The following is a 20,715-nucleotide window of genomic DNA, read 5'->3' on the forward strand; positions in this document are numbered from 1 at the left end:
TAAAATCCTGCAGCGAAAGTCAGCATTACAGCAAAAATATAACGGGCACCCTGCTGGATGCCCGTTCGTGTATCTTACATATCATTCGACAGTAAATCCGGTTACATTTTTGATTGGCTGTTCCTTATTGGAGCCATCCTTGTAGTATACATGCAATGGTCCGTCTTCCCTTAATGGCTTTCCGTCCTTTGAAAAACCGAGTATGATTTCTGCTGCCTGTTCAAGAGGAATTACTGCTTGGTTGTTTTCACCGTATTCAATGACAATTTTTTTTGCATCTTGCTCGGGTTCAGCATTATCAAGAAATGGTTTAAAAGGAATTCCGAATGTACCTGTAAGGACTTTTTCTTTCTCGAATTTCACTTCAGTCTTGAGTGTCGGCGGATAAACAGCACCTTCCATGATTTCGCGGTCCCAATGCTTGGATACCGACTTTGTATATTCTTCAAGATGATCTTCGCTTTCCTTCTCATCATTGAAATATGTATTCAAATCCACTTTTCTGTCATCAAAAATCCATACGCCAGAGTCCAAGGTGATTTTATATTTAACTTTTCCTTTAATTGGGATGATAGTTTCCATAATTTCTCCCGCCTTTGTTTTATATGTTATTTAATAAGTATAGCGATATTTGGAAGTAATGTCATTCAAGCTATCCCAATTGCAATAACCAATTAATTCTGCATCCTTAATATTCTTGCATTTTTGTCCGCATAAGGGTAAAATTTATAGAAGGATTGGGTAATCGCTCGGAAACGGGGGGATCAAGTTGGCGTCTGATATGATTATTAACCATCAGGAAAAAGCCCATGCCTTGTTAAAGGCTGACGCTGATAAAATTTTAAGGCTGATCAAAGTGCAAATGGATAACCTGACAATGCCTCAATGCCCTCTTTATGAAGAGGTTTTAGATACGCAAATGTTTGGATTATCAAGAGAGATAGACTTTGCAGTGAGGCTCGGCTTAATCGAAGAATCAGATGGGAAAGTAATTCTTGACCAATTGGAAAGGGAACTTTCCATTTTGCATGAAGCTTCGTTAAAAAAATAACCCTAAAAACTCAAACAATCCTAGGATGGATGTTTGGGTTTTTTTGTGTAACCCACATCAAGTTATTTCATTTGAACATAACAGCGATATGACTTTATTACATTTCTTTATAACTTTTCCTAAACAAAGGCAGGATATTGCAACTTATAGTAGAATAGATTAAACAACTTAGAAGATGGGGAAGAGACAATGTTTAAAAAAATACTGAAATCCTATGACTATTCATTGATCATTGCTGTAGTGCTCTTATGTTTGTTCGGACTTGTCATGGTTTACAGTGCCAGCATGGTCACTGCCATTCAAAGGTATGACTATCCAAGTGATTTTTTCTTTCAAAAGCAAAAGTTTAATTTGTTAGTAGCTTCTGTCTTGTTCATCATTGCAGCATTATTCCCCTATAAAGCGATGAAAAGCACTAAATTACTGCTTCCCATGGTCACGTTTATCCTCGGGGGGCTTGGTGCATTGTTTTTATTCGGGAAAGTGACGAACAATGCGTTAAGTTGGTTTGAACTTGGTGCAAGGAGCCTTCAGCCATCAGAATTCGCCAAATTGAGCGTTATTATTTATCTTTCTGCGGTATATGCCAAAAAACAGGCCTACATAAACCAATTCAATAAGGGAGTAGTACCGCCGCTTGTTTATTTAATCCTGGTTTGTATGCTGGTTGCCATCCAGCCAGACTTCGGTACTGCAGCGATTATTTTCGCGATCGCAGCGACAATCATCATTTCCTCAGGTATGAACCTGAGAAATATCACCAAGCTGATTTTGTTCGGACTGGCATTTTTGACCCCATTTGTTATCTTCCTTCAAGGTGAGATTTTTTCTGAAACGAGGATGGGCAGGTTTACTGCCTACAGCAATCCGTTCACTGATGAACAAAATACGGGGTATCATTTGGCCAATTCATATTATGCAATTGGCTCAGGAGGGCTGAAAGGGCTTGGGCTAGGTGAAAGTGTACAAAAGCTTGGATATCTTCCAGAGCCGCATACCGACTTCATCATTGCTGTAATCTCCGAAGAATTAGGAATCTTTGGTGTGGGATTTGTACTGCTGAGTTTAGGATTCATTGTCTTAAAAGGAATCCATATAGCGCTGAAGTGTAAAGATCCATTTGGAAGTTTGCTGGCTATTGGAATTTCGAGCATGATTGGGATCCAGTCGTTTGTCAATCTGGGCGGCGCCTCAGGAGTCATTCCATTGACAGGAGTACCGCTTCCATTTGTAAGCTATGGTGGCTCTTCATTGCTTCAGCTGGCTATAGCTACGGGGATTCTCGTCAATGTTTCAATGTTTGTTAATTACGAAGAAAAGTATAAAAAGGACAAGACATCCCAGCCAAAGCCTTCTCCGGCCATGGTCAACCAGAATGCATTCAAGTTCCGGCAGTAATATAAAACAAAAGAAGCTGCAGCGATTGCTGCAGCTTCTTATTTTACAGTGGCCGGAGAAAGGTCTGCGGCTGTAGGTTTCTCTACTCTTGCGGCATTTTTCTTGCTTCTTGAAACTAGAAGGATGAAGTAGCTGAACACACCAAACAGTACTGAAATGAAGAATGCGTGCGCCAGAGCGATATACAAATTCAGTCTGGTATAAATAATCAGCGCACCCGCGGTCACCTGAAGTGAAACCAGTATCATGGAGATGATCCAGCCCCAGTATAATACTCTCTCATGTTTGTAATGTTTTACGGTGATATATGTTACGTAGGCAATCCAGATAAAAATGAATCCCGCTGCTGCCCTGTGGCCCATCTGAACCCATTCATACAGGTTTGTAGGCAGGAAAGAACCGTCATTCGTGCATAATGGCCAGTCCTTACAGACCAGGCTTGCGTTCATATGTCTTACCAGAGCTCCCGTATAGACGACAATATAGCTATATACCGCCAGTCCGATGATATGGAACCTCATTCTTTTATCGATCACTAATTTATCAGCCTCGAACTTCTTATCTACCTCAAAAATAAGCATGGTCAATAATAGAACAGCTGCAAAAGAAATGAGTGAAATGCCAAAGTGAAGCGCGAGAACAAAATCAGATTGGCCCCAAACGACAGCGGCAGCGCCAATCAAAGCCTGAAGAACCAAAAAGAAAAATGATAAAACTGCCAGGAACTTCGTTTCACGGATGTGTCCGATTGTTTTCCAAGTCCAAATGGATAAAACCAGAACCATGATGCCGACACTACCTGAAACCAATCGGTGGGCCAGTTCTATTACCAATTCCGGTGTTATGCTGGTGGGAACAAACTCTCCATTGCATAGTGGCCAGGATTTCCCACAGCCCATTCCGGAATCAGTTTTAGTAACCAGTGCTCCCCCTAATAAAACAAAAAGCATCCCAATCGTGGTCAAAACAGCAAGCCACTTTAGGGAACGATTCATAATCATCACCTGCTCATTCAAAGTTCGATAAGTTGTCAAATAATAAACTTGACATGTATAATGTAAGAAACTTGTAGAAAATAAAAAATTCTATTCCTATAATAACGAAGTTTGGCGAAAAAGGATAGAAAACAATACTTAAGATACTACACAAAATAAGGTTTTTTTTCAATACTAACCTCCGGGATGGACATTGAAGCCTTTTATCGGTAAAATTCTCTTGGCAGTACCATCCCTGGGAAAATGACATACTACATACCAGCTTTTTTACTTTCATGAAAATATTATCCAAGAATATGTAATAATAGCTCTCCGACGACCCTTTTAATAAACATTCGATTCTAGTCAAAATTCCTTGCAATAAAAATGAACTTTATGGATAATGGCGGTAAGACACAAATTAGTCAAATTTTGTTCAAAAAAAATTCACAAAAAAGTTGTGAAGTGTGATTTAATATACAACGAAGGCTTTATTTTTCTACACAAACATTTAACAGCCTTAACACGTTGAGAATAGTGAAAACTATCTGGAATATAAAGTTGAAAATACTCTTCTTTTTTTTGTAAAAATTCGTATCTAGAATTTGGAAGAAAAGGGGATGGAGGAGGATATGGATGTCTAATTCAAAAGCTTTATCAGAAGCTGTATTGGAGAACGGACAGCCTGCAGTTGCGGAGAAGACTATGATGAAAGACTTTCTGGCACTGATTAAAGTAGGAATTGTTAATTCCAATGCAATGACGACTTTTACTGGTTTATGGCTTGCGCTTCATTTTAGCGGTGCGCGATTCCTGGACAGTATTGATTTGATTCTTGCGACATTGATCGGTTCATCGCTGATCGTTGCCGGCTCATGCAGCCTGAATAATTACATTGACCGGGATATCGACCACTTGATGGAACGAACAAAAGACCGTCCAACTGTAACAGGAAGAGTCCAACCGGGCAAAGTGGCATTGATGAGCTTCCTGTTGATTGGGATCGGCACCGGATTTTTGCTTACTACTACCATTACAGCTGCTGTAATCGGGCTGTTTGGAGTTTTTAGTTATGTTGTTCTATATACTTTGTGGTCAAAAAGAAAATATGTTTCCAACACGATTGTCGGAAGTATTTCAGGAGCAGTACCGCCATTAATTGGCTGGGCTGCAGTTGACGCAAATCTTGATATCATGGCCTGGATGCTTTTTGCCATCGTTTTTGTATGGCAGCCGCCGCATTTCTATGCTCTTGCCATGAGAAGGGCAGAAGAATACCGCGCAGCTGGAGTCCCGATGCTTCCTGTCGTAAAAGGATTCAAGGCGACAAAGAAATCAATTTACCTTTGGATCACGGCTTTATTGCCGCTGCCATTCTTTCTTCAGGAGCTTGGAATCTCTTTCATGGTTCTGGCAACCATCCTGAATATTGGGTGGATTGTATTGGGAATCTATCTAGAAAAGCTTAAAGATGATATAAAGTGGGCAAAACTGATGTTTGTATATTCCTTACAATACTTAACGGTCATGTTTGTCGCTATGGTAATTGTCACACTTATCTAACCTTCGTTAGGAGATTCACTCTTTGATGAGAGAGGATTTTTCCATATATTTTAAAACCAAATTAATAAGATTTTTTACGAAAGAGGGGTTTAATTAAGCTATGAAGATGCTTGCTAAATGGCGTCTGCTATCATTGTTCGCATTGATGGCATTAGTCTTGTCAGGCTGTGGAGAGCCATACTTGTCTGCGTTAAGACCAGCAGGTGAAGTCGCTCAATCCCAGTATGAACTCATGTTGTTGAGCACGGCGATTATGGTTGGAGTAATTGCAATCGTCACAATCATTTTTATTTATGTTGTCATGAAGTTCCGCAGGAAAAACGACAACGAAATTCCAAAGCAGGTTGAAGGAAGCCACAAACTGGAAATCCTTTGGACTGTTATTCCGATCTTATTGCTTCTAATTCTAGCTGTTCCAACAGTGGCTGCAACGTTCAAGTTAGCTGATGTGTCACCAATGGAAAAGAAAAATGCCGATGGAAAGACGGATGCTCTAGTAGTTAATGTCCGTGCAAACCTTTATTGGTGGGAATTCGAATATCCAAATGAAGAAATCATCACTAGCCAGGAATTGGTAGTGCCGACAGATGAAAAGGTTTACTTTAATCTGAAAGCTTCTGATGTTAAGCACTCATTCTGGATTCCTTCTGCGGGAGGAAAGATGGATACGAATACCGACAACGTCAATAAGTTCTGGCTTGAGTTCGACAGTAAAGGTGCTGATGAAGCTGGCGGCCTTTTCTATGGAAAATGTGCTGAGCTATGCGGCCCTTCACACGCATTGATGGACTTCAAAGTAAAGGCAATGCCTCGCGCTGAATTCGATCAATGGGTATCAAGTATGAAAACAGTTAAAGAACCTGTTAAAGCTGAAACAGCAACTGCACAGCAAGGACAGGAAATCTTCAATAACAGCTGTATTGGATGCCATGCGGTAACTCCTGCAAATACGGCTCCAGAAGCAGCACGCGTTGGTCCTAACCTGACTAACTTCGGTGAACGTTCCCGTGTTGCTGGTGTTCTTGATCATTCTTCTGAAAATGTGAAGAAGTGGCTTGAGGACCCAGAGGCTTATAAGCCAGGTAATAAGATGACTGGAAAGTATCCTGAACTCTCTCCAGAAGAGCTAGACGCATTGGCAGAGTATCTGATGGGCTTGAAAGTCCAGAAATAAAAGGGGATATGTTTGAAAGGGAGGTAAAACTGTGAGTACCTATGCTCAGAAAAAAGGATTCGGCGCAACATTGTGGGACTACCTGACAACAGTTGACCATAAGAAAATTGCCATCCTTTATCTAATCGCTGGCGGATTCTTCTTCCTTCTTGGAGGGCTTGAAGCGCTATTTATCCGTATCCAGCTCGCTGTGCCAAATAATGATTTTGTTAGCGCAGGGTTCTATAACGAAATCCTGACGATGCACGGAACGACGATGATCTTCCTTGCAGCGATGCCGCTTGTATTTGCATTCATGAATGCTGTAATGCCACTCCAGATTGGTGCGCGTGACGTTGCGTTCCCATTCTTGAACTCTTTAGGATTCTGGCTATTCTTCTTTGGTGGAGTATTCCTGAACCTTTCATGGTTCCTGGGTGGAGCTCCTGATGCTGGTTGGACTTCTTACGCTTCTTTATCAATGGCGTCTGAAACACATGGTATCGATTTCTACGCACTTGGTTTGCAGATTTCAGGTGCGGGTACACTAATCGGGGGGATCAACTTCCTCGTAACGATCGTAAATATGCGTGCACCGGGAATGACATATATGAGGATGCCGATGTTCACTTGGGCTACATTCGTGACATCTGCACTGATTTTGTTCGCATTCCCTCCATTGACTGTAGGCTTGTTCTTACTGATTTTTGACCGCATGTTTGGTTCTAACTTCTTTGATGTAGCCAACGGTGGTAACACTATCATCTGGGAACACCTTTTCTGGATCTTTGGTCACCCTGAAGTTTATATCTTGATTTTACCGGCTTTCGGTATTTTCTCAGAGATATTCGCAATCTTCTCTAGAAAACGTCTTTTCGGTTACTCATCCATGGTATTCGCGACTGTTTTGATCGGTTTCCTAGGATTCATGGTTTGGGCTCACCATATGTTCACAACAGGTCTTGGACCAATTGCCAACGCAATCTTCGCAGTAGCGACTATGGCCATTGCCGTGCCTACTGGAATCAAGATTTTTAACTGGCTGTTCACGATGTGGGGCGGAAGCATCAAGTTCACTACGCCAATGCTTTGGGCTGTAGCATTCATCCCTTCATTCGTAGCCGGTGGTGTAACTGGTGTCATGCTTGCATCAGCTGCAGCTGACTATCAGTACCACGACAGCTATTTTGTAGTAGCTCACTTCCACTACGTAATCGTAGGTGGGGTAGTATTCGCGTTATTTGCAGGTGCGCACCTGTACTGGCCGAAAATGTTCGGTACAATGCTAAACGAAACTCTTGGAAAGATCACTTTCTGGTTATTCCTGATTGGTTTCCATTTAACATTCTTCATCCAGCACTTCCTGGGATTGATGGGTATGCCGCGTCGTATCTTCACATTCCTTCCTGGACAGGGACTTGAAACAGGAAACTTGATCAGTTCAATTGGAGCTGCATTCATGGCAGTTGCTGTTATCGTTCTATTGATCAATGTAGTAATCACAACTGTTAAAAACGAAAAGGTTGGAAATGACCCTTGGGGAGATGGCCGTACACTAGAGTGGGCTATCGCTTCACCGCCGCCATTCTACAACTTCAAACAGCTACCGCTTGTTCGTGGTTTGGATGCTTACTGGCTTGAAAAAATGGAAGGCAAGAAGGGTATGACGCCTGCAGAACCACTGGGCGATATCCACATGCCGAACAACTCATTCATTCCTTTCGTTATCGCGCTTGGTCTCTTCATCGCAGCATTTGGTGCAATGTACCGTGCTGAGACGAGCTGGGGCTTGCTGGTACTGATATTGGGAATGGCAGTAACATTAGGAGCAATGTTCGTCCGCTCTATTAAAGATGATCATGGCTTCCATATTCATAAAGAAGACCTAATGGATGATGAGAATGATAAGGGGGTAAAGGCATAATGCAAGCTGAAGAAAAATTCACATATGAAACATGGCCTGCCGAGCCTGAAAAAGCAACCCTCGAAGCAAAGAACAAATTTTTGGGCTTCTGGTTCTTCCTTGGCGGAGAAACAGTTTTGTTCGCAACTTTATTTGCGACTTACCTTGCATTGAAAGATAAGGTTCCCAGCGCTGACCATGCACTGGCAAAAGATATTTTTGAAATACCGCTTGCTTTTGCAGCGACAATGCTGCTTTTAACAAGTTCTTTGACAAGTGTATACGCAATGTATCACATGAAGAATTTCAACTTTAAGAAGATGCAGCTATGGCTTGGATTGACTGTAGCTTTAGGTGCAGCCTTCCTTGCGCTTGAAATTTATGAGTTTAATCACTATGTACATGAGTTCCACCATACGTTTACAAGCAGTGCGTTTGGCTCAGCCTTCTACACGCTTGTTGGCTTCCACGGTGGACACGTGGCATTTGGTTTACTTTGGATCACTACACTGATGATCCGTAACTCCAAACGTGGGTTGAATCTGTACAACGCTCCTAAGTTCTACGTAGCCAGCCTTTACTGGCACTTCATTGACGTTGTATGGGTATTCATCTTCACGGTTGTATATCTAATGGGAATGGTGGGATAAACTGATGGCTAATCAACAACCAAGTTCAGGGAACCCAAGAGTAGACGTCGAATATCGTCGCAAGAAGAGCGCCGAAGAGATGAGATACCAAATCGTTTCCTTTGCATTGATGATTTTCTTGACAATTGTTGCCTTTGTTGCAGTTGGATATGAAGGATTTTCTGGCTGGTTCACAGTTCCGTTCATCCTTTTGCTTGCGGTAGTGCAAGTGATTTTCCAGCTCTACTATTTCATGCACATGAGTCACAAAGGACATGAAGCACCTTCATTATTCCTATACTCCGGAGTGCTTGTAGGCGCAGTTACCATCCTTGCGTTCAGTACAATCATCTGGTGGTAAGCATAAATATGACTTAAAGGGAAAATCGGCTGTCACAGCCGATTTTTTCTATGATATTCGCTGGATTAGCATTTAATGGAAGTGTCGTTTCGTTGATGTTGCATACCAATGGAAGTATAATGAGAGTAAAGTTCTATAACTGGACGGGGTGAAAAAAGATGCTTACTCTAGATATATTTGGGTTCAGAGCCCTATGGAGCCCGGTATTTTTTCTAGTGATGGCAGCTCTATTAGTTGCTTATTATCTAATTGTGTACAAATACTATGGTCGTTTTAAAGAAGGGACTCGGGCTACACGACAACAGGCTGTTTATTTCACATCAGCCATAATCGTACTGTATATCGTTAAAGGTTCACCTGTCGATTTGATGGCCCATATTACTTTTTATATGCACATGATCCAAATGGCTGTTCTTTATCTTGTCGTTCCGCCTCTATTGATTTTCGGACTGCCTAATTGGCTATGGCGATCCTTCCTTTCCCTGCCGGCAGTCGATCCGTTGTTTCGCTTTTTCACCAAGCCGCTAATTGCCTTGATCATGTTCAATGGAATATTCTCCATTTACCATATTCCGCTGATTTTTGATTTTGTCAAAACGGATATGTGGCTGCATGCAGGCTATACATCAGTGCTTTTTGTACTGGCCATGTTCATGTGGTGGCCGTTAGTCAATAAATTGGAAGAATATCAAACATTATCAGGCGTAAAAAAGATGGGATATATCTTTGCTGACGGAGTATTGATTACCCCTGCCTGCGCGCTGATCATATTTGCGGATACACCAATGTATGCAACCTTTGCAGACCCAAATGCATGGGGAGAAGCGTTGAAATTATGTGTTCCGCCTTCGACCCTTTCCAGCTTGAATCTTAGCGGTCCTGAAACCTTCAGTTCTATTTCGCTTTTGCATGACCAGCAGCTTGGCGGAGTAATTATGAAGGTCATTCAGGAAATCGTGTATGGAATTTTCCTGGGATATGCATTCTTCCAGTGGTTCCGGAATGAAGAAGAACGCCAGGCTGAACAGGATGCCATCAATCTTGCCAGTGCTCCACAGCCATTAAAATGAAATGAAATGTAAAAGCTTCCTTTTTAAAGGGAGCTTTTTATTTTTTTGTGTTTTTTAATATGAATCTGCTACTCAAAGATTGAAAAATAAGGACATGTCACCTACAATTAACCTTATGGAGAAATAATGATTGAGAGGGAAATGAAATGTCGAATTTACCGATTCTGCCTACGATCAGCACGACCTTTATTGTACTCAGTGCCATTACAGTGGCAATTGGCTGGGCCCAAATAAAACAAAGGAAGATTGATCAACATCGGAAGACGATGACTCTAGCCAGCATATTTGCGATCATCTTTTTTGTGATTTACGCTACAAGGACTATCTTTATTGGCAACACATCTTTTGGCGGACCGGATGATATCAAAATCTATTACACATTGTTTTTGATTTTCCATATCACACTTGCAACAATAGGTGCAGTGCTTGGAATCATCTCACTTTACACAGGATACAAGAACAAGCTTGAGCGTCATCGGAAACTTGGACCAGTAACAAGTGTTACCTGGTTTTTTACCGGAATCACAGGTGTCGCTGTTTACCTTCTTCTTTATGTATTTTATAAGGGCGGGGAAACTACTTCAGTCATCAAAGCGATTCTTGGAACATAAGGCAATAAAACATTGCGTATAGCAATGTTTCAGACTGTAGACAAACTCGGTGAAAATCGAGCTTGTCTACAGTTTATTTATTTGTGCTGGAATGGGGCTGTTGATTTCCGTTCCAGGCGCTTCGCTTTCCGCTGGAAGAATATGAAAAAGACCAACTGCCGTCTTTTTCATAAGCAATTCTTCCTTGGGGCCGGCGCTGAGACTCCTCGCCGCGTTGGCGTCTGAGGGGGATTCACCTGTCCGTCTGATCCAGCAGGAGTATACGCGCCTTCCACTCCAATCAACAGGATTCCTCAACTTAGTGTCTCTCTTTTAAAATAGATACATATAACGCTTGAGGTGATGAATATGCTTTCGGAAAATAATCCAATCCAATGATACCAATTAGAAATGGTTGCTTTGGACTAACTGGTTCCTCAGGACCCTTCCGTAAGATGAAACATTGCATTGTGTATAGCAATGTTTTTTTCTTTTGCAGGTATTTCCCCTCCTGAAGACGAACTAATACAGTGGTACAAAGGGGGTCTAGTTAAATGGAAATAAAAGTTTTAACATCAGAACATTACCTGCAATCACTGAAATTGTCAGAGTACGCCTTTCAATATAAAGTACCGGAAAGTGATATTCCTAAAAGGCTGGAGAGGTTGAAAAAACATCGTTTATTAGGGATTTTGGAAGGAAATGAGCTGGCATCCAAGCTGCATATTCTTTCCCTGAAAGTATTGCTGGGAGAAACAGAGTGGAAAATGGGCGGAATCGCTGGTGTGGCAACATATCCTGAGTACCGGCGCAAAGGGCATGTGAATGCCTTGATGAAAAAAGCGCTGGAAGATATGAATCAAGATGGAAGTATAGTTTCTTTCCTTCATCCGTTCCAAATAGATTTTTACAGACGGTTTGGCTGGGAAATCATTTCTGATAACAGGAAAGTGACAGTGGAAAAAATCAATTTAAAACCAGTAGATATTCAGCCTGGAAAAATCAAGCGGCATACAGAGAAGGCTCACAATAATGATATCGAAACGGTGTACAGGCAATATGCAGGCATGCACAGCGGAATGTTAGCAAGGGATTCTGATTGGTGGAACTCAAGTGTATACGGTTCCCAATTCGCCGCTGTCTATTACGATTCAGAAAATGTGGCAGCAGGATACCTCTTATACGAGGTTAAGGATAATGTCATGAAAGTAGAGGAATACGTTTCCTTAACTAATGAAGCAAGAAAAGGTCTTTGGAACTTCATATGCCAGCATGATTCGATGGTGGACCAAGTGGAAGTGTTGTTATCCGTCCATGACCTGTTCCCGTATTTTTTAAAAGAGCCTAAGCTTAAAACAGAAATTTCTCCCTATTTTATGGGAAGGGTCGTCAATGCTGAAAAAGCTCTGTCCAGCTATCCGTTCTTGTCGAGCGACACGGACAGAAAAGTTTTCATTCATCTTGAAGATAGTGCCGCTCCATGGAATACTGGTACCTATTTGATAAGCCGGGAAGGGATCAAATTTTACCCGGTGAAAGAAGGCGGTTCATGTGTTACTGCCCCCAAAAAGGGTCTTCATTTGAACATCAATTCTTTAACAGCGGTATTGTTTGGCTACAAGCGCCCTAAAGAACTATATGACCTGGAACTTATAAAAGGGGACTTGGAAGAAGTTAAACATCTTGAGAAAATCATTCCGTTATTCAAGCCATTCTTTTATGATTTCTTTTAAATACAATAAAACCCGGGAAATCGACTTCCCGGGTTTTATTATTTATATTTTAAATTTCAATTTAATGATCCCTGCTTCTTTCGCTGAATTGAAAGCGATCAGCAGAAGCGGTCCGATGATAAAGCCCATGAATCCAAAAAGCTTCAGGCCAAGATACATGGCAATAAGTGTAGATAGCGGAGAAAGTCCGATTTGGCTGCCCATTACCTTTGGCTCGACTGTACGCCTGATGATCAATAAGATGACTGCCAGAACAGCAAGCTGGGTACCCAACGCCATATTTCCGGTCGCAAGATGGAAAATAGACCATGGCGCAAGTATGACGATTGAACCAATCAACGGGATAAAATCTATAACCCAGATGATCGCTGACATTACAATCGCGTACTTTGGAGTGATGAAAAGTAAGCCAATCAGGGAAACAATGAAAATAATTACACTGACTAAAAATTGAGCTTTTAAGAATCCGAACACAACATATGAAAGACGGGATGTCATAAAATGGACTTTATCAGCTGTTCTTTCAGTTAAGTGACTATATACGCTTCTCCTTAGAGATGGAAGTTCAAGCAAGAAAAGGAATAAGGCAATCAAATACACAAGAAAACTGATCAGGAAATTCGGAATATAGGTCAACAATGCCTTTAAATTATCTATATTGATGAAAGCGATCATGTCATTCTTGAGTTTATTTAAGAAATCCTCGGCTCGGTTGCTGATTTCAGTGACTACCTCACTCGGAAGGTCATTTGCAGCTTCTACAAATCTGTTTTCAGCCTTATACCAGGCATTGGTGATTTCATTTATATAGACAGGAGTATTATCAATAAGGTCAATTGCCTCTGTCACTGCGGTTGTCGTGAGAAAATACCCCGCAACCACGATAAGCAGTACAAACATTAGGAAAATGACGAGAACAGCCAGGCGCCTTCCGCTCTTCAGCCTTTTCTGGAAGTATACAACTGCCGGCTCGAGAAATAGGGCAGTGATCAATGCAGCGATCAACGGGATCGATACCGGAAGGATAATATAAAGAATCGCTGCCACCAAGATGGTGATGAGTGCAATAATAATCGTTCTTTTCGTGAAAATACCGGACAATTGGAACTCCTTTCTATACTCGTGCTGAGTATATACCTCTACAAATATTCAGTTTTGTTCAAATCATTAAAAACCACTAAAAATCCTTAACAATTAAATTATAGTACGCATCTAATATAAGAAACAACAAAAATCAGCTATTGCCGTTGGGATTTTATATAACATTAAATTCCCTTAGGCAGCTATTGCTGAAAAATGATGGTTTGTCATCATTCCCTGTCCATGTGCCTGAACATCATGTTCGATAACCTAACCATATAGGGGTGAGGCAATGAAGAGTTCCGGGAGCATCTTTCCTGCGCAATATAGAGAGTTATGCCGTGCCATTTGTGCAATCATCCATGCAAACGTCAATGAAGACGTTTTTTTTCATCAATCTGAGCTTCAAACGAGAATCCCCGTTTTTCGAAGAACTGCATTTAGTGATAATGGGGTAAAGTGTGAACTGGATCAGGGAAATGTGAATATAAAGGTATTTGTCATCGCTATGCTAGGGGAGCACTCAATCTATCATAGTGCATTGGAGCTTCAGAGACGCATAGCAGAGGAAATTATCCTGTATACTTCTATTTTGCCAAAAAAAATTGATGTGATTGTCACTGGCGTAAAAGCAAAAAAGACGCAATGAAAGCGTCTTTTTCCCTTTAGAACTAAATAGCGAATTTCTCGACTTCAGCTTTCACTTCATTCAGAAGCTTTTCACACTGGCTGACCAATGATTTCGGGAAGTGTTCGCCTTCACCGTATTCGACACCATGCGGATAATAATGTTTGCCCAGCAAAGGAGTCATTAATTGAATGATTGCTTTGTGTGCTCCAACATCACCCTCGTGGACATGGCCCTGGACACGCAGATAATATGTACCTTCCTTGACGACGAGCTTTTTGTCATAAGTTACTCGCTCATAATCCCATTGTCCTTCACGTACAAGACCGTGATCAAGCATAACTTCATCAAGACGGTTCAAGTCCGCCTTCAGATTTTCGATACCTGTATTTTCGAATTTCATCCTTTTCCCTCCTAAAAACACACTGCATAATTCAAGCTTTATAATAGAGTATATCTCAAATTTAATAATAGTAAAAATATGATTAAGTTGCAATGAATATAAAAGCGTTTTTGAGTGTTTCTTGTTTTATTCTTTATAGCATCCGGCAAGAATAACAATTTCGTGTTTTTGGCATAATTAGCAAAATCCCGGCAACCATAATATCGAGCAGGTTAAGCTTGATCAATAAGGAGGAAAAAAACGTGCGTGAAATCCGGGAAATTATGACGAGTAATGTAGAGACATGTACCTTGCTGGATAATGTGTTCGAAGTAGCAGTAAAGATGAAGGAGCTGAATGTTGGAGCCATTCCTATTGTTGACAATGATAAACTGGTAGGAATGATTACCGATCGTGATATTGTCATTAGGGGGATTGCTGAAAAACATCCACCTTCCTCAAAGGTTGAAAGTGTCATGAGTGACCATCTAGTAACAGCAACCCCTGATATGTCCACGAAAGAAGCTACAAGCCTGATGGCGGAACACCAGATCAGAAGGCTGCCTGTAGTCGAAGGAGACAAATTGGTAGGAATTGTGGCACTTGGTGACTTTGCTGTCGATGAAATGACAGACGAGCAGGCCCATTATGCTTTAACCGAAATCTCAGAATCACAAAATCACATGCAATAATGAGAAAAGGCACTCTCTCAGGGTGCCTTTTTGTCTTTCTCTGCCTATAGCAAAACGTTATGGCATGGATAATGGATTTCATTCCAGCCAATCTGATAGTGTATATTTGACAGTGTAAAGAGGAAAGTGTCCAATTTGTTGATAGGTCCATAATTTTTTATAGAGCTGATGGAACAGTTCTATTAAAAAGGTCAAGATAAATGGTATAATAAAATCTAAAACCGCTCATATAGTAATAGAGAGATAAAGGCTTGCTTCAGGGAGACAGCAGGCTAGAATAAGGGGGGATCCATCTGCGAACAATTGTAAGGATATTGATTTTTGCTGCAATATTTCTATTTATAGGGTTATACATGGGATACAACAATGATGAAAATGATGATCTGGTAATCGAACAAAAATCGACTCCTAAAGTGGATGAATCTCTTAAAAAGGATATCACAGAACAAAATATCAGCGAAGGCATTGAACAGCCCCAGCAGGGTGTAGCCTCTCTATTAGGAAAAGACATTGATGGACTTAAAAAAATTCTAGGCAATCCTTCCAGGGTTGACCTATCAGCTTATGGTTTTCATTGGTGGATCTTCAACAACGCCCCTGATCAATATATACAGGCTGGTGTCCTGAATGACAAGGTTGTGACAGCCTTTGGGATTGGTCCAAAGGTGGATGTACTGCCATTTAAAATTGGGCAGCCGATCGAAGAGATTTTTTCTATGAATGTAATAGAACCAGAAGTAACATTCGAATACAATGGCAGCTCTTACAAGTTTGAGCTATCCGAACAAGATATGAACACAAGGCCAGTCATTAAGATGGGTGACTACTTCGTACAGCTTTATATCGATAAATTCACAAGTTCCGTATCCAGCATCCGATATATGGACAAGGAAACCATTATTAAACAACGGCCATATGAAATGGTCTACAGAGGGACGCTGATCGAACCTCCAGTGTTATCCGAAGGTGACTGGGTCAGGATTGAAGCAGGACTGGAGAAACAGATTCTCGACATAACCAATGCCATCAGATCGAGACATGAGCTCCAATTACTTGAGTGGGACGAAAAAACGGCTGAGGTCGCTTATGCCCACAGCAAAGATATGGCAATCGAAGACTATTTTTCTCATGAGTCGGAAAAGTACGGTGATCTTTCAGAAAGACTAAAAGCAGCTGAAATATTATATGAAGTGGCCGGGGAAAACATCGCAGCGAACTATACAGATGCTCCAGCGGTTGTAGAAGGCTGGCTGAATAGTGAATCCCACCGTGAGGCACTATTGAATGAAGACTTCTCACATCTTGGGGTAGGGGTATATCAAAAGCATTATACCCAGAACTTTTTGAAAATGTGGAATCAACAGTAATAGCAATTTTAATTAATTCCTACGATATTCATAATATGGAGCATACTTGAGTGCTTGCTCCCTTCAAAAGGGATTCGGAATGGGTGCATTTCGAACCCCTTTTGTCATTCTCAGAGTGGTCTTTCTGATAAAACTGTCCGAACGAGAGGCACCTTTGGACAGCTTTTGTGGTTATCGTTGAAAAGCAGTCTGAACTGGAGGCGAGTTCGGACAACTTTTGTGGTTATCGTTGAAAAGCTGTCCGAACTAGAGTCACCTTCAGACAACTTTTGTGCTTCCAGGTGAAAAGCTGTCCGAACTAGAGTCACCTTCGGACAACTTTTGTGCTTACAGGTGAGAAGCTGTCCGAACTGGAGGTTACTTCGGACAACTTTTGTGCTTACAGGCGAAAAGCTGTCCGAACCAGAGGCACCTTTGGACAGCTTTTGTGGTTATCGTTCAAAAGCAGTCTGAACTGGAGTCACCTTCGGACAACTTTTGTGCTTATAGGCGAAAAGCTGTCCGAACCAGAGGCACCTTTGGACAGCTTTTGTGGTTATCGTTGAAAAGCAGTCTGAACTAGAGTCACCTTCGGACAACTTTTGTGCTTCCAGGTGAAAAGCTGTCCGAACCAGAGGTTACATTGGACAGCTTTCGTGTTTACCGTAGAAAAGCTGTCTAAACTAGAGACTACTTGTGTCCACTATTGTGCAAACAGACACAATAGTAGACAGACCCGAAGCTACTTCCGCCAGCATGGCGGAAAGCGAAACTACTGGAACGGAAATCAGCAGCTGGACTTTACAACTCCAAACAAAATAAAAAAACTGCAGAAAACTCGGTTGTCTACAGTTTAAAAGCCACACTGATATGTTCTTTAGTCTTTCCTGACCACTCTGTTGATGGAAAAGTAGCCATGCTTCCAGTTTCCATACAGATGCACCAGTTCCCCTTCACTGAAGGTGGGAGGGACTGCTCCTTTTCTTAGAGGCGTTACCTTTTTTACCGTCAATTCTTTTAATCCGGTGTTGATTTTCAAAACAGTCACATGGTTGAAGCGATGATAGTAAAAACGTTCTTTGTGTTCATGGATTTCAATGATTTTTCCGCTGACGATTGCTTCTTCTGGAATTTCCTCCAGACCAATCCATTCCTGTTCATTTCGCTGCATCTCTTTTTTTGTCAGCCAATAAAAATAGGCAAGGATTATTGGAATCGCAATTGCTGTAACCATGTAAGATCCCCTTATTGATGCTGTTTTTCGATAACGAAAAAGCTTCCGGAAGAGTGGGCGATTCTTTTTCCGTCAGAACGGAATACATCGGCTTCAAGAACGATGGTGCTCCTGCCTTTATGGATAAGGGAGGCATTGCAATGGAGCTTGTCGCCGATTCCAGGAGCAAGGAAATGGATGTTAAGTTGTGATGTCACTGCTGCGTAGCCTTCTGGCAGCAATCTGTTTGCCAATGTGCCCATCGCTGTATCCAGTACAGTTGCAGTAAATCCGCCATGAACGATTCCAAGTGTATTGTCGAGCACCCTTGTAATCGGAATATCAATTTCACAAGTTTGGTCATCAAGCCTTCTGTCCATGTGCAGGAGGCCATCGATATATGTGCTGTTTTTGCCGCTTAATTTATTTTTGACTCCGGCCAGCACTGTTTTAAGTGCTTCTAATTCCTGTTCGCCTGATAGCGAGATGCATTCGTCCAAAAGTTGGTGCAAATCTTTTTCCACTATATTTAAACCTCTTTCTAAATGGCTCTGTTTCTTTCATTCTTATTCTGAAACATTATTTTAGCAAAGCCTTATTTTATGTTCTCTATTTTAACAAGTTTGACTTCAATTTGGAACTATTCGGTGATTTCCTTCACCATTCATGATGGATTTCATATGCTATTATAGGCATTTGTTACACTGTGAGGTGAAAGGCATGGCCAAAAAGAAACTCCATCCTTCTGTTGAAAAGTTCAAGGCATTTGTTAAGGAACGCCCGGAACTGGCACAGCAAGTTCGGAAGGGAGAAACGACCTGGCAGGAAATGTTCGAGGATTGGTACTTGCTTGGTGAAGACGATCCGAGATGGAATACTAAATCGGACAATAAACAGGACAATAAAAACGAAGAGAAGGAAAAGAAAACGGATTGGCTCGGTACCATCATGGGGGCAGTGAAAAATATGGACCCCACACAGGTTCAAGGACAGATTAACAATATCAGCCAGGCACTCGGGGCAATTCAGGGTGTGCTTTCCCAGTTCCAGGGAAAATCAGGCGGGTCCCAGGAATCAGGCAATCCAGGGCCGTCAAATCCCTTTTCATTCAGGAAGGATTAGAATGGAGGCGTAAGCATGCGAAAAGATGTTATGGATCAATTAAGATCGAATAAGGAATTGATTGAGTTCGTCCGAACCCAGCCCCACTGGTACAGGAAGCTGAGCAGGGATCCGAGGGATTTGCATTCAGCCCAAATTGCTGCGCTGCATCATTTTGAAAAAACCATTCCTCATAAGGTCCAGAAGTTCTCCAACAATGTACAGATGGCGTCAATGATGATGCATATGTTCTCGAGCATGAATTCACAGTCATGATAAAGCTTCCTTCTCGATGAGGGAAGCTTAGTTTTTTCAGAATGTAAAAGCCTTCGGACCAGAATCCTTAGCTTTTCTGGCAGTTTCATGGTAAAATGAGGTTCGGAGGTGAGCCAGCATTGCTTGCTGTTACATCAGAAAGAGTCTTATTGTTGGAAGAAGCTGAACAATTAGTCAGCATGATTTTGCAATCTGATATTGCCGAATATTATCGGGAATGTTTATATAAGGTAAAAAACAATGCAGATACACAAAGAAAGGTCCGTGAATTTGTGGACATGAAGGAACGCTATGAAGAGGTTCAGCGTTTCGGAAAATACCATCCTGACTACAAAGAAATCATGGGCAAGATTCGCCTTGTCAAAAGAGAGCTTGATATGGACGAGACCATTTTCGAATTCAAGAAAGCGGAAAATGATTTGCAGAGCCTTCTTGATGAGGTGAGCGTAATCATCGGCAGATCCGTTTCCGAGAGTGTAAAAGTACCAACTGGAAACCCGTTCTTCGAAAGCTCCTGCGGTGGCGGATGCGGCAGCGGCGGAAGCTGTGGATGCTCTGCATAACATGAAAAGCATGGGGCCCCCCATGCTTTTTATTTGCTTTGATTCAACCACGATAATGGCAAAACATGATTGATGATTGAAAAAATTGGTTTTTGTATGCTAGACTAGTACAAAGCAAACGTTTACCGAAGGGGAAAAGAATATGATAGGACAGAGACAGGGAATCATCGTATGGCTGTATTCACTGAAACAGGCCAAGATGCTCAGAAGATTTGGCAATGTTCATTTTGTCTCAAAAAAGTTGAAATATGCCGTTATTTATTGCAATCTCGACGAGGCAGAGGGCCTTATGGAAAAGATTAAATCATATTCATTCGTTAAAAAGGTGGAACCTTCTTACAAACCATTCTTAAAAATGGAGTTTGAAAATTCCTCCCCTGACAAGGCAAAGGAATATGACTATAAGATGGGAATATAGCAATACAAAAAAAGGCGAGGAGAATCCTCGTCTTTTTTGAGCTATTGAAGTGGCGGAATATAATGGTTCAGCCTCAAGATGCCTATCAAATACTGAAAATACAATTCCTTTTCGGCAAACATTGTGGACGGTTTGGCATCAAACTCTATGATCGTCTTATCCAGTTCATCAGCCAGCTCCTTGAACATGTCAAAGCGCTTGTTCTTTAAAATATGAGGGTTCGATATTCCCTCCCTGCAGATATATAAAGCCTGGAAGTTCCCGGGGTTGGTTGGCTTAAGGACCACCAGGAGGGAACTTACTTCTTTTTCATTCACTTTTGTATGGATTGCCATTAAGTGCATCAACCGATGGCGGTTTGCCCTGGCCGTTTCAATCAATTCGTATAGATCTGAATATCCTTCTCCAAGCTCGATAAAACGCTGAATCACTTTTATTTCCCCTTCCGGCTTATCACTCCATCATACTTTACCATTTGCAATCTTAAATTTGAAGCAGTTATGTCACTTTATAATGGATTACTCTCATCATTTGTTTTTGCTATTTTAATTGTAGTGAAAGGTGTTTTTTTAAAACAAGGCTCTGTTAAAG

At 41.5% G+C, this 20,715-nt stretch carries 24 protein-coding genes; 17 read left to right on the forward strand and 7 right to left on the reverse strand.

Features of this window, described 5'->3' with window-relative positions; all coding sequences use genetic code 11:
* Nucleotides 1-81: 81 nt before the first annotated feature.
* Nucleotides 82-582 carry a molybdopterin-binding protein gene (locus FS736_RS02395; protein ID WP_144474748.1) on the reverse strand — a complete coding sequence of 167 codons (501 nt, stop codon included), beginning with the start codon at nt 580-582 and terminating at the stop codon, nt 82-84.
* Nucleotides 583-769: 187 nt separating this feature from the next.
* Between FS736_RS02395 and FS736_RS02400 the strand changes: the two genes are divergently transcribed.
* A complete protein-coding gene (locus tag FS736_RS02400) occupies nt 770-1,051 on the forward strand; it encodes an Fpa/YlaN family protein (protein ID WP_144474749.1) in 282 nt (93 codons plus the stop codon).
* A gap of 189 nt (nt 1,052-1,240) precedes the next feature.
* Nucleotides 1,241-2,449, forward strand: coding sequence for an FtsW/RodA/SpoVE family cell cycle protein (locus tag FS736_RS02405; RefSeq protein ID WP_144474750.1), 1,209 nt, complete (start codon nt 1,241-1,243; stop codon nt 2,447-2,449).
* Between the two features lie 38 nt (nt 2,450-2,487).
* Here the strand turns inward: FS736_RS02405 and FS736_RS02410 are convergent, their stop codons facing one another.
* The gene (locus FS736_RS02410) at nt 2,488-3,444 is read right to left on the reverse strand and encodes a COX15/CtaA family protein (RefSeq protein ID WP_144474751.1); all 957 of its coding nucleotides are present in this window, start codon (nt 3,442-3,444) and stop codon (nt 2,488-2,490) included.
* Nucleotides 3,445-4,059: 615 nt separating this feature from the next.
* Between FS736_RS02410 and cyoE the strand changes: the two genes are divergently transcribed.
* The 8 genes from cyoE to FS736_RS02450 all read left to right on the forward strand — a co-directional run bounded on the left by cyoE (nt 4,060) and on the right by FS736_RS02450 (nt 12,425).
* Complete coding sequence (gene cyoE, locus FS736_RS02415; protein WP_144474752.1) at nt 4,060-4,986, forward strand: heme o synthase; 927 nt, start codon at nt 4,060-4,062, stop codon at nt 4,984-4,986.
* A gap of 100 nt (nt 4,987-5,086) precedes the next feature.
* The gene (coxB, locus tag FS736_RS02420; protein WP_144474753.1) at nt 5,087-6,160 is read left to right on the forward strand and encodes a cytochrome c oxidase subunit II; all 1,074 of its coding nucleotides are present in this window, start codon (nt 5,087-5,089) and stop codon (nt 6,158-6,160) included.
* A 31-nt stretch (nt 6,161-6,191) separates the two neighbouring features.
* Nucleotides 6,192-8,063: a cytochrome c oxidase subunit I gene (gene ctaD, locus FS736_RS02425; RefSeq protein ID WP_144474754.1), complete on the forward strand. Its 1,872-nt coding sequence runs from the start codon at nt 6,192-6,194 to the stop codon at nt 8,061-8,063.
* The gene (locus FS736_RS02430) at nt 8,063-8,692 is read left to right on the forward strand and encodes a cytochrome (ubi)quinol oxidase subunit III (protein WP_144474755.1); all 630 of its coding nucleotides are present in this window, start codon (nt 8,063-8,065) and stop codon (nt 8,690-8,692) included. Before ctaD ends, FS736_RS02430 begins: the two co-directional genes overlap by 1 nt.
* A 4-nt stretch (nt 8,693-8,696) precedes the next feature.
* Nucleotides 8,697-9,032, forward strand: coding sequence for a cytochrome c oxidase subunit IVB (gene ctaF / locus FS736_RS02435; protein ID WP_144474756.1), 336 nt, complete (start codon nt 8,697-8,699; stop codon nt 9,030-9,032).
* Between the two features lie 158 nt (nt 9,033-9,190).
* Nucleotides 9,191-10,102, forward strand: coding sequence for a cytochrome c oxidase assembly factor CtaG (gene ctaG, locus FS736_RS02440; RefSeq protein ID WP_144474757.1), 912 nt, complete (start codon nt 9,191-9,193; stop codon nt 10,100-10,102).
* Between the two features lie 146 nt (nt 10,103-10,248).
* Nucleotides 10,249-10,713 carry a DUF420 domain-containing protein gene (locus FS736_RS02445; RefSeq protein WP_144474758.1) on the forward strand — a complete coding sequence of 155 codons (465 nt, stop codon included), beginning with the start codon at nt 10,249-10,251 and terminating at the stop codon, nt 10,711-10,713.
* Between the two features lie 533 nt (nt 10,714-11,246).
* Nucleotides 11,247-12,425, forward strand: coding sequence for a GNAT family N-acetyltransferase (locus FS736_RS02450; RefSeq protein ID WP_144474759.1), 1,179 nt, complete (start codon nt 11,247-11,249; stop codon nt 12,423-12,425).
* Nucleotides 12,426-12,467: 42 nt separating this feature from the next.
* Here the strand turns inward: FS736_RS02450 and ytvI are convergent, their stop codons facing one another.
* A complete protein-coding gene (gene ytvI / locus FS736_RS02455) occupies nt 12,468-13,526 on the reverse strand; it encodes a sporulation integral membrane protein YtvI (RefSeq protein ID WP_144474760.1) in 1,059 nt (352 codons plus the stop codon).
* A gap of 271 nt (nt 13,527-13,797) precedes the next feature.
* On the opposite strand from ytvI, the gene FS736_RS02460 reads away from it, so the two are divergent.
* Nucleotides 13,798-14,154 (forward strand): Asp23/Gls24 family envelope stress response protein, encoded by a 357-nt coding sequence (locus FS736_RS02460; RefSeq protein ID WP_144474761.1) that lies wholly within the window; start codon nt 13,798-13,800, stop codon nt 14,152-14,154.
* Nucleotides 14,155-14,176: 22 nt separating this feature from the next.
* Here FS736_RS02460 and FS736_RS02465 read toward each other — a convergent pair whose 3' ends face one another.
* Nucleotides 14,177-14,536: a YugN family protein gene (locus FS736_RS02465; protein ID WP_144474762.1), complete on the reverse strand. Its 360-nt coding sequence runs from the start codon at nt 14,534-14,536 to the stop codon at nt 14,177-14,179.
* 242 nt (nt 14,537-14,778) lie between these two features.
* On the opposite strand from FS736_RS02465, the gene FS736_RS02470 reads away from it, so the two are divergent.
* Together FS736_RS02470 and FS736_RS02475 are read left to right on the forward strand one after the other, a co-directional pair.
* Nucleotides 14,779-15,207 carry a CBS domain-containing protein gene (locus FS736_RS02470; RefSeq protein WP_144474763.1) on the forward strand — a complete coding sequence of 143 codons (429 nt, stop codon included), beginning with the start codon at nt 14,779-14,781 and terminating at the stop codon, nt 15,205-15,207.
* A gap of 293 nt (nt 15,208-15,500) precedes the next feature.
* Entirely contained in the window at nt 15,501-16,574 is a 1,074-nt protein-coding gene (locus tag FS736_RS02475; RefSeq protein WP_472595138.1) for a CAP domain-containing protein, read from the forward strand.
* Nucleotides 16,575-17,430: 856 nt separating this feature from the next.
* On the opposite strand, the gene FS736_RS02480 is transcribed toward FS736_RS02475, so the two are convergent.
* Complete coding sequence (locus FS736_RS02480; RefSeq protein WP_144474765.1) at nt 17,431-17,787, reverse strand: hypothetical protein; 357 nt, start codon at nt 17,785-17,787, stop codon at nt 17,431-17,433.
* 11 nt (nt 17,788-17,798) lie between these two features.
* Complete coding sequence (locus FS736_RS02485) at nt 17,799-18,290, reverse strand: PaaI family thioesterase (protein ID WP_144474766.1); 492 nt, start codon at nt 18,288-18,290, stop codon at nt 17,799-17,801.
* A gap of 196 nt (nt 18,291-18,486) precedes the next feature.
* Here FS736_RS02485 and FS736_RS02490 point away from each other — a divergent pair, with 196 nt between their 5' ends.
* The 4 genes from FS736_RS02490 to FS736_RS02505 all read left to right on the forward strand — a co-directional run bounded on the left by FS736_RS02490 (nt 18,487) and on the right by FS736_RS02505 (nt 20,124).
* On the forward strand, nt 18,487-18,888 hold the full coding sequence (locus FS736_RS02490) for a YlbD family protein (RefSeq protein WP_144474767.1): 402 nt from the start codon (nt 18,487-18,489) through the stop codon (nt 18,886-18,888).
* A gap of 15 nt (nt 18,889-18,903) precedes the next feature.
* The gene (locus FS736_RS02495; RefSeq protein WP_144474768.1) at nt 18,904-19,143 is read left to right on the forward strand and encodes a YlbE-like family protein; all 240 of its coding nucleotides are present in this window, start codon (nt 18,904-18,906) and stop codon (nt 19,141-19,143) included.
* A 95-nt stretch (nt 19,144-19,238) separates the two neighbouring features.
* Entirely contained in the window at nt 19,239-19,706 is a 468-nt protein-coding gene (locus FS736_RS02500; protein WP_144474769.1) for a YlbF/YmcA family competence regulator, read from the forward strand.
* A gap of 142 nt (nt 19,707-19,848) precedes the next feature.
* Nucleotides 19,849-20,124, forward strand: a complete 276-nt coding sequence (locus tag FS736_RS02505; RefSeq protein ID WP_144474770.1) for a YlbG family protein — start codon at nt 19,849-19,851, stop codon at nt 20,122-20,124.
* A gap of 41 nt (nt 20,125-20,165) precedes the next feature.
* Here the strand turns inward: FS736_RS02505 and FS736_RS02510 are convergent, their stop codons facing one another.
* Nucleotides 20,166-20,555 (reverse strand): DUF7147 family protein, encoded by a 390-nt coding sequence (locus FS736_RS02510; protein WP_144474771.1) that lies wholly within the window; start codon nt 20,553-20,555, stop codon nt 20,166-20,168.
* Nucleotides 20,556-20,715: the final 160 nt, after the last annotated feature.

Origin of the sequence: Cytobacillus oceanisediminis 2691, assembly GCF_007678455.1 — a bacterium.
Classification (GTDB): Bacteria; Bacillota; Bacilli; order Bacillales; family Cytobacillaceae; genus Mesobacillus; species Mesobacillus oceanisediminis_A.

Excerpts from the sequence above, each read along its gene's own strand:
- FS736_RS02445 (WP_144474758.1), top strand. The coding sequence starts at position 10,249 with ATGTCGAATTTACCGATTCTGCCTACGATCAGCACGACCTTTATTGTA.
- FS736_RS02395 (WP_144474748.1), bottom strand. The coding sequence starts at position 582 with ATGGAAACTATCATCCCAATTAAAGGAAAAGTTAAATATAAAATCACC.
- FS736_RS02465 (WP_144474762.1), bottom strand. The coding sequence starts at position 14,536 with ATGAAATTCGAAAATACAGGTATCGAAAATCTGAAGGCGGACTTGAAC.
- FS736_RS02405 (WP_144474750.1), top strand. The coding sequence starts at position 1,241 with ATGTTTAAAAAAATACTGAAATCCTATGACTATTCATTGATCATTGCT.
- FS736_RS02500 (WP_144474769.1), top strand. The coding sequence starts at position 19,239 with ATGAGGTTCGGAGGTGAGCCAGCATTGCTTGCTGTTACATCAGAAAGA.
- FS736_RS02495 (WP_144474768.1), top strand. The coding sequence starts at position 18,904 with ATGCGAAAAGATGTTATGGATCAATTAAGATCGAATAAGGAATTGATT.
- coxB (WP_144474753.1), top strand. The coding sequence starts at position 5,087 with ATGAAGATGCTTGCTAAATGGCGTCTGCTATCATTGTTCGCATTGATG.
- ctaG (WP_144474757.1), top strand. The coding sequence starts at position 9,191 with ATGCTTACTCTAGATATATTTGGGTTCAGAGCCCTATGGAGCCCGGTA.
- FS736_RS02430 (WP_144474755.1), top strand. The coding sequence starts at position 8,063 with ATGCAAGCTGAAGAAAAATTCACATATGAAACATGGCCTGCCGAGCCT.
- FS736_RS02480 (WP_144474765.1), bottom strand. The coding sequence starts at position 17,787 with ATGGTTACAGCAATTGCGATTCCAATAATCCTTGCCTATTTTTATTGG.
- FS736_RS02505 (WP_144474770.1), top strand. The coding sequence starts at position 19,849 with ATGATAGGACAGAGACAGGGAATCATCGTATGGCTGTATTCACTGAAA.
- FS736_RS02410 (WP_144474751.1), bottom strand. The coding sequence starts at position 3,444 with ATGAATCGTTCCCTAAAGTGGCTTGCTGTTTTGACCACGATTGGGATG.
- FS736_RS02450 (WP_144474759.1), top strand. The coding sequence starts at position 11,247 with ATGGAAATAAAAGTTTTAACATCAGAACATTACCTGCAATCACTGAAA.
- FS736_RS02490 (WP_144474767.1), top strand. The coding sequence starts at position 18,487 with ATGGCCAAAAAGAAACTCCATCCTTCTGTTGAAAAGTTCAAGGCATTT.
- ctaF (WP_144474756.1), top strand. The coding sequence starts at position 8,697 with ATGGCTAATCAACAACCAAGTTCAGGGAACCCAAGAGTAGACGTCGAA.
- FS736_RS02460 (WP_144474761.1), top strand. The coding sequence starts at position 13,798 with ATGAAGAGTTCCGGGAGCATCTTTCCTGCGCAATATAGAGAGTTATGC.
- cyoE (WP_144474752.1), top strand. The coding sequence starts at position 4,060 with ATGTCTAATTCAAAAGCTTTATCAGAAGCTGTATTGGAGAACGGACAG.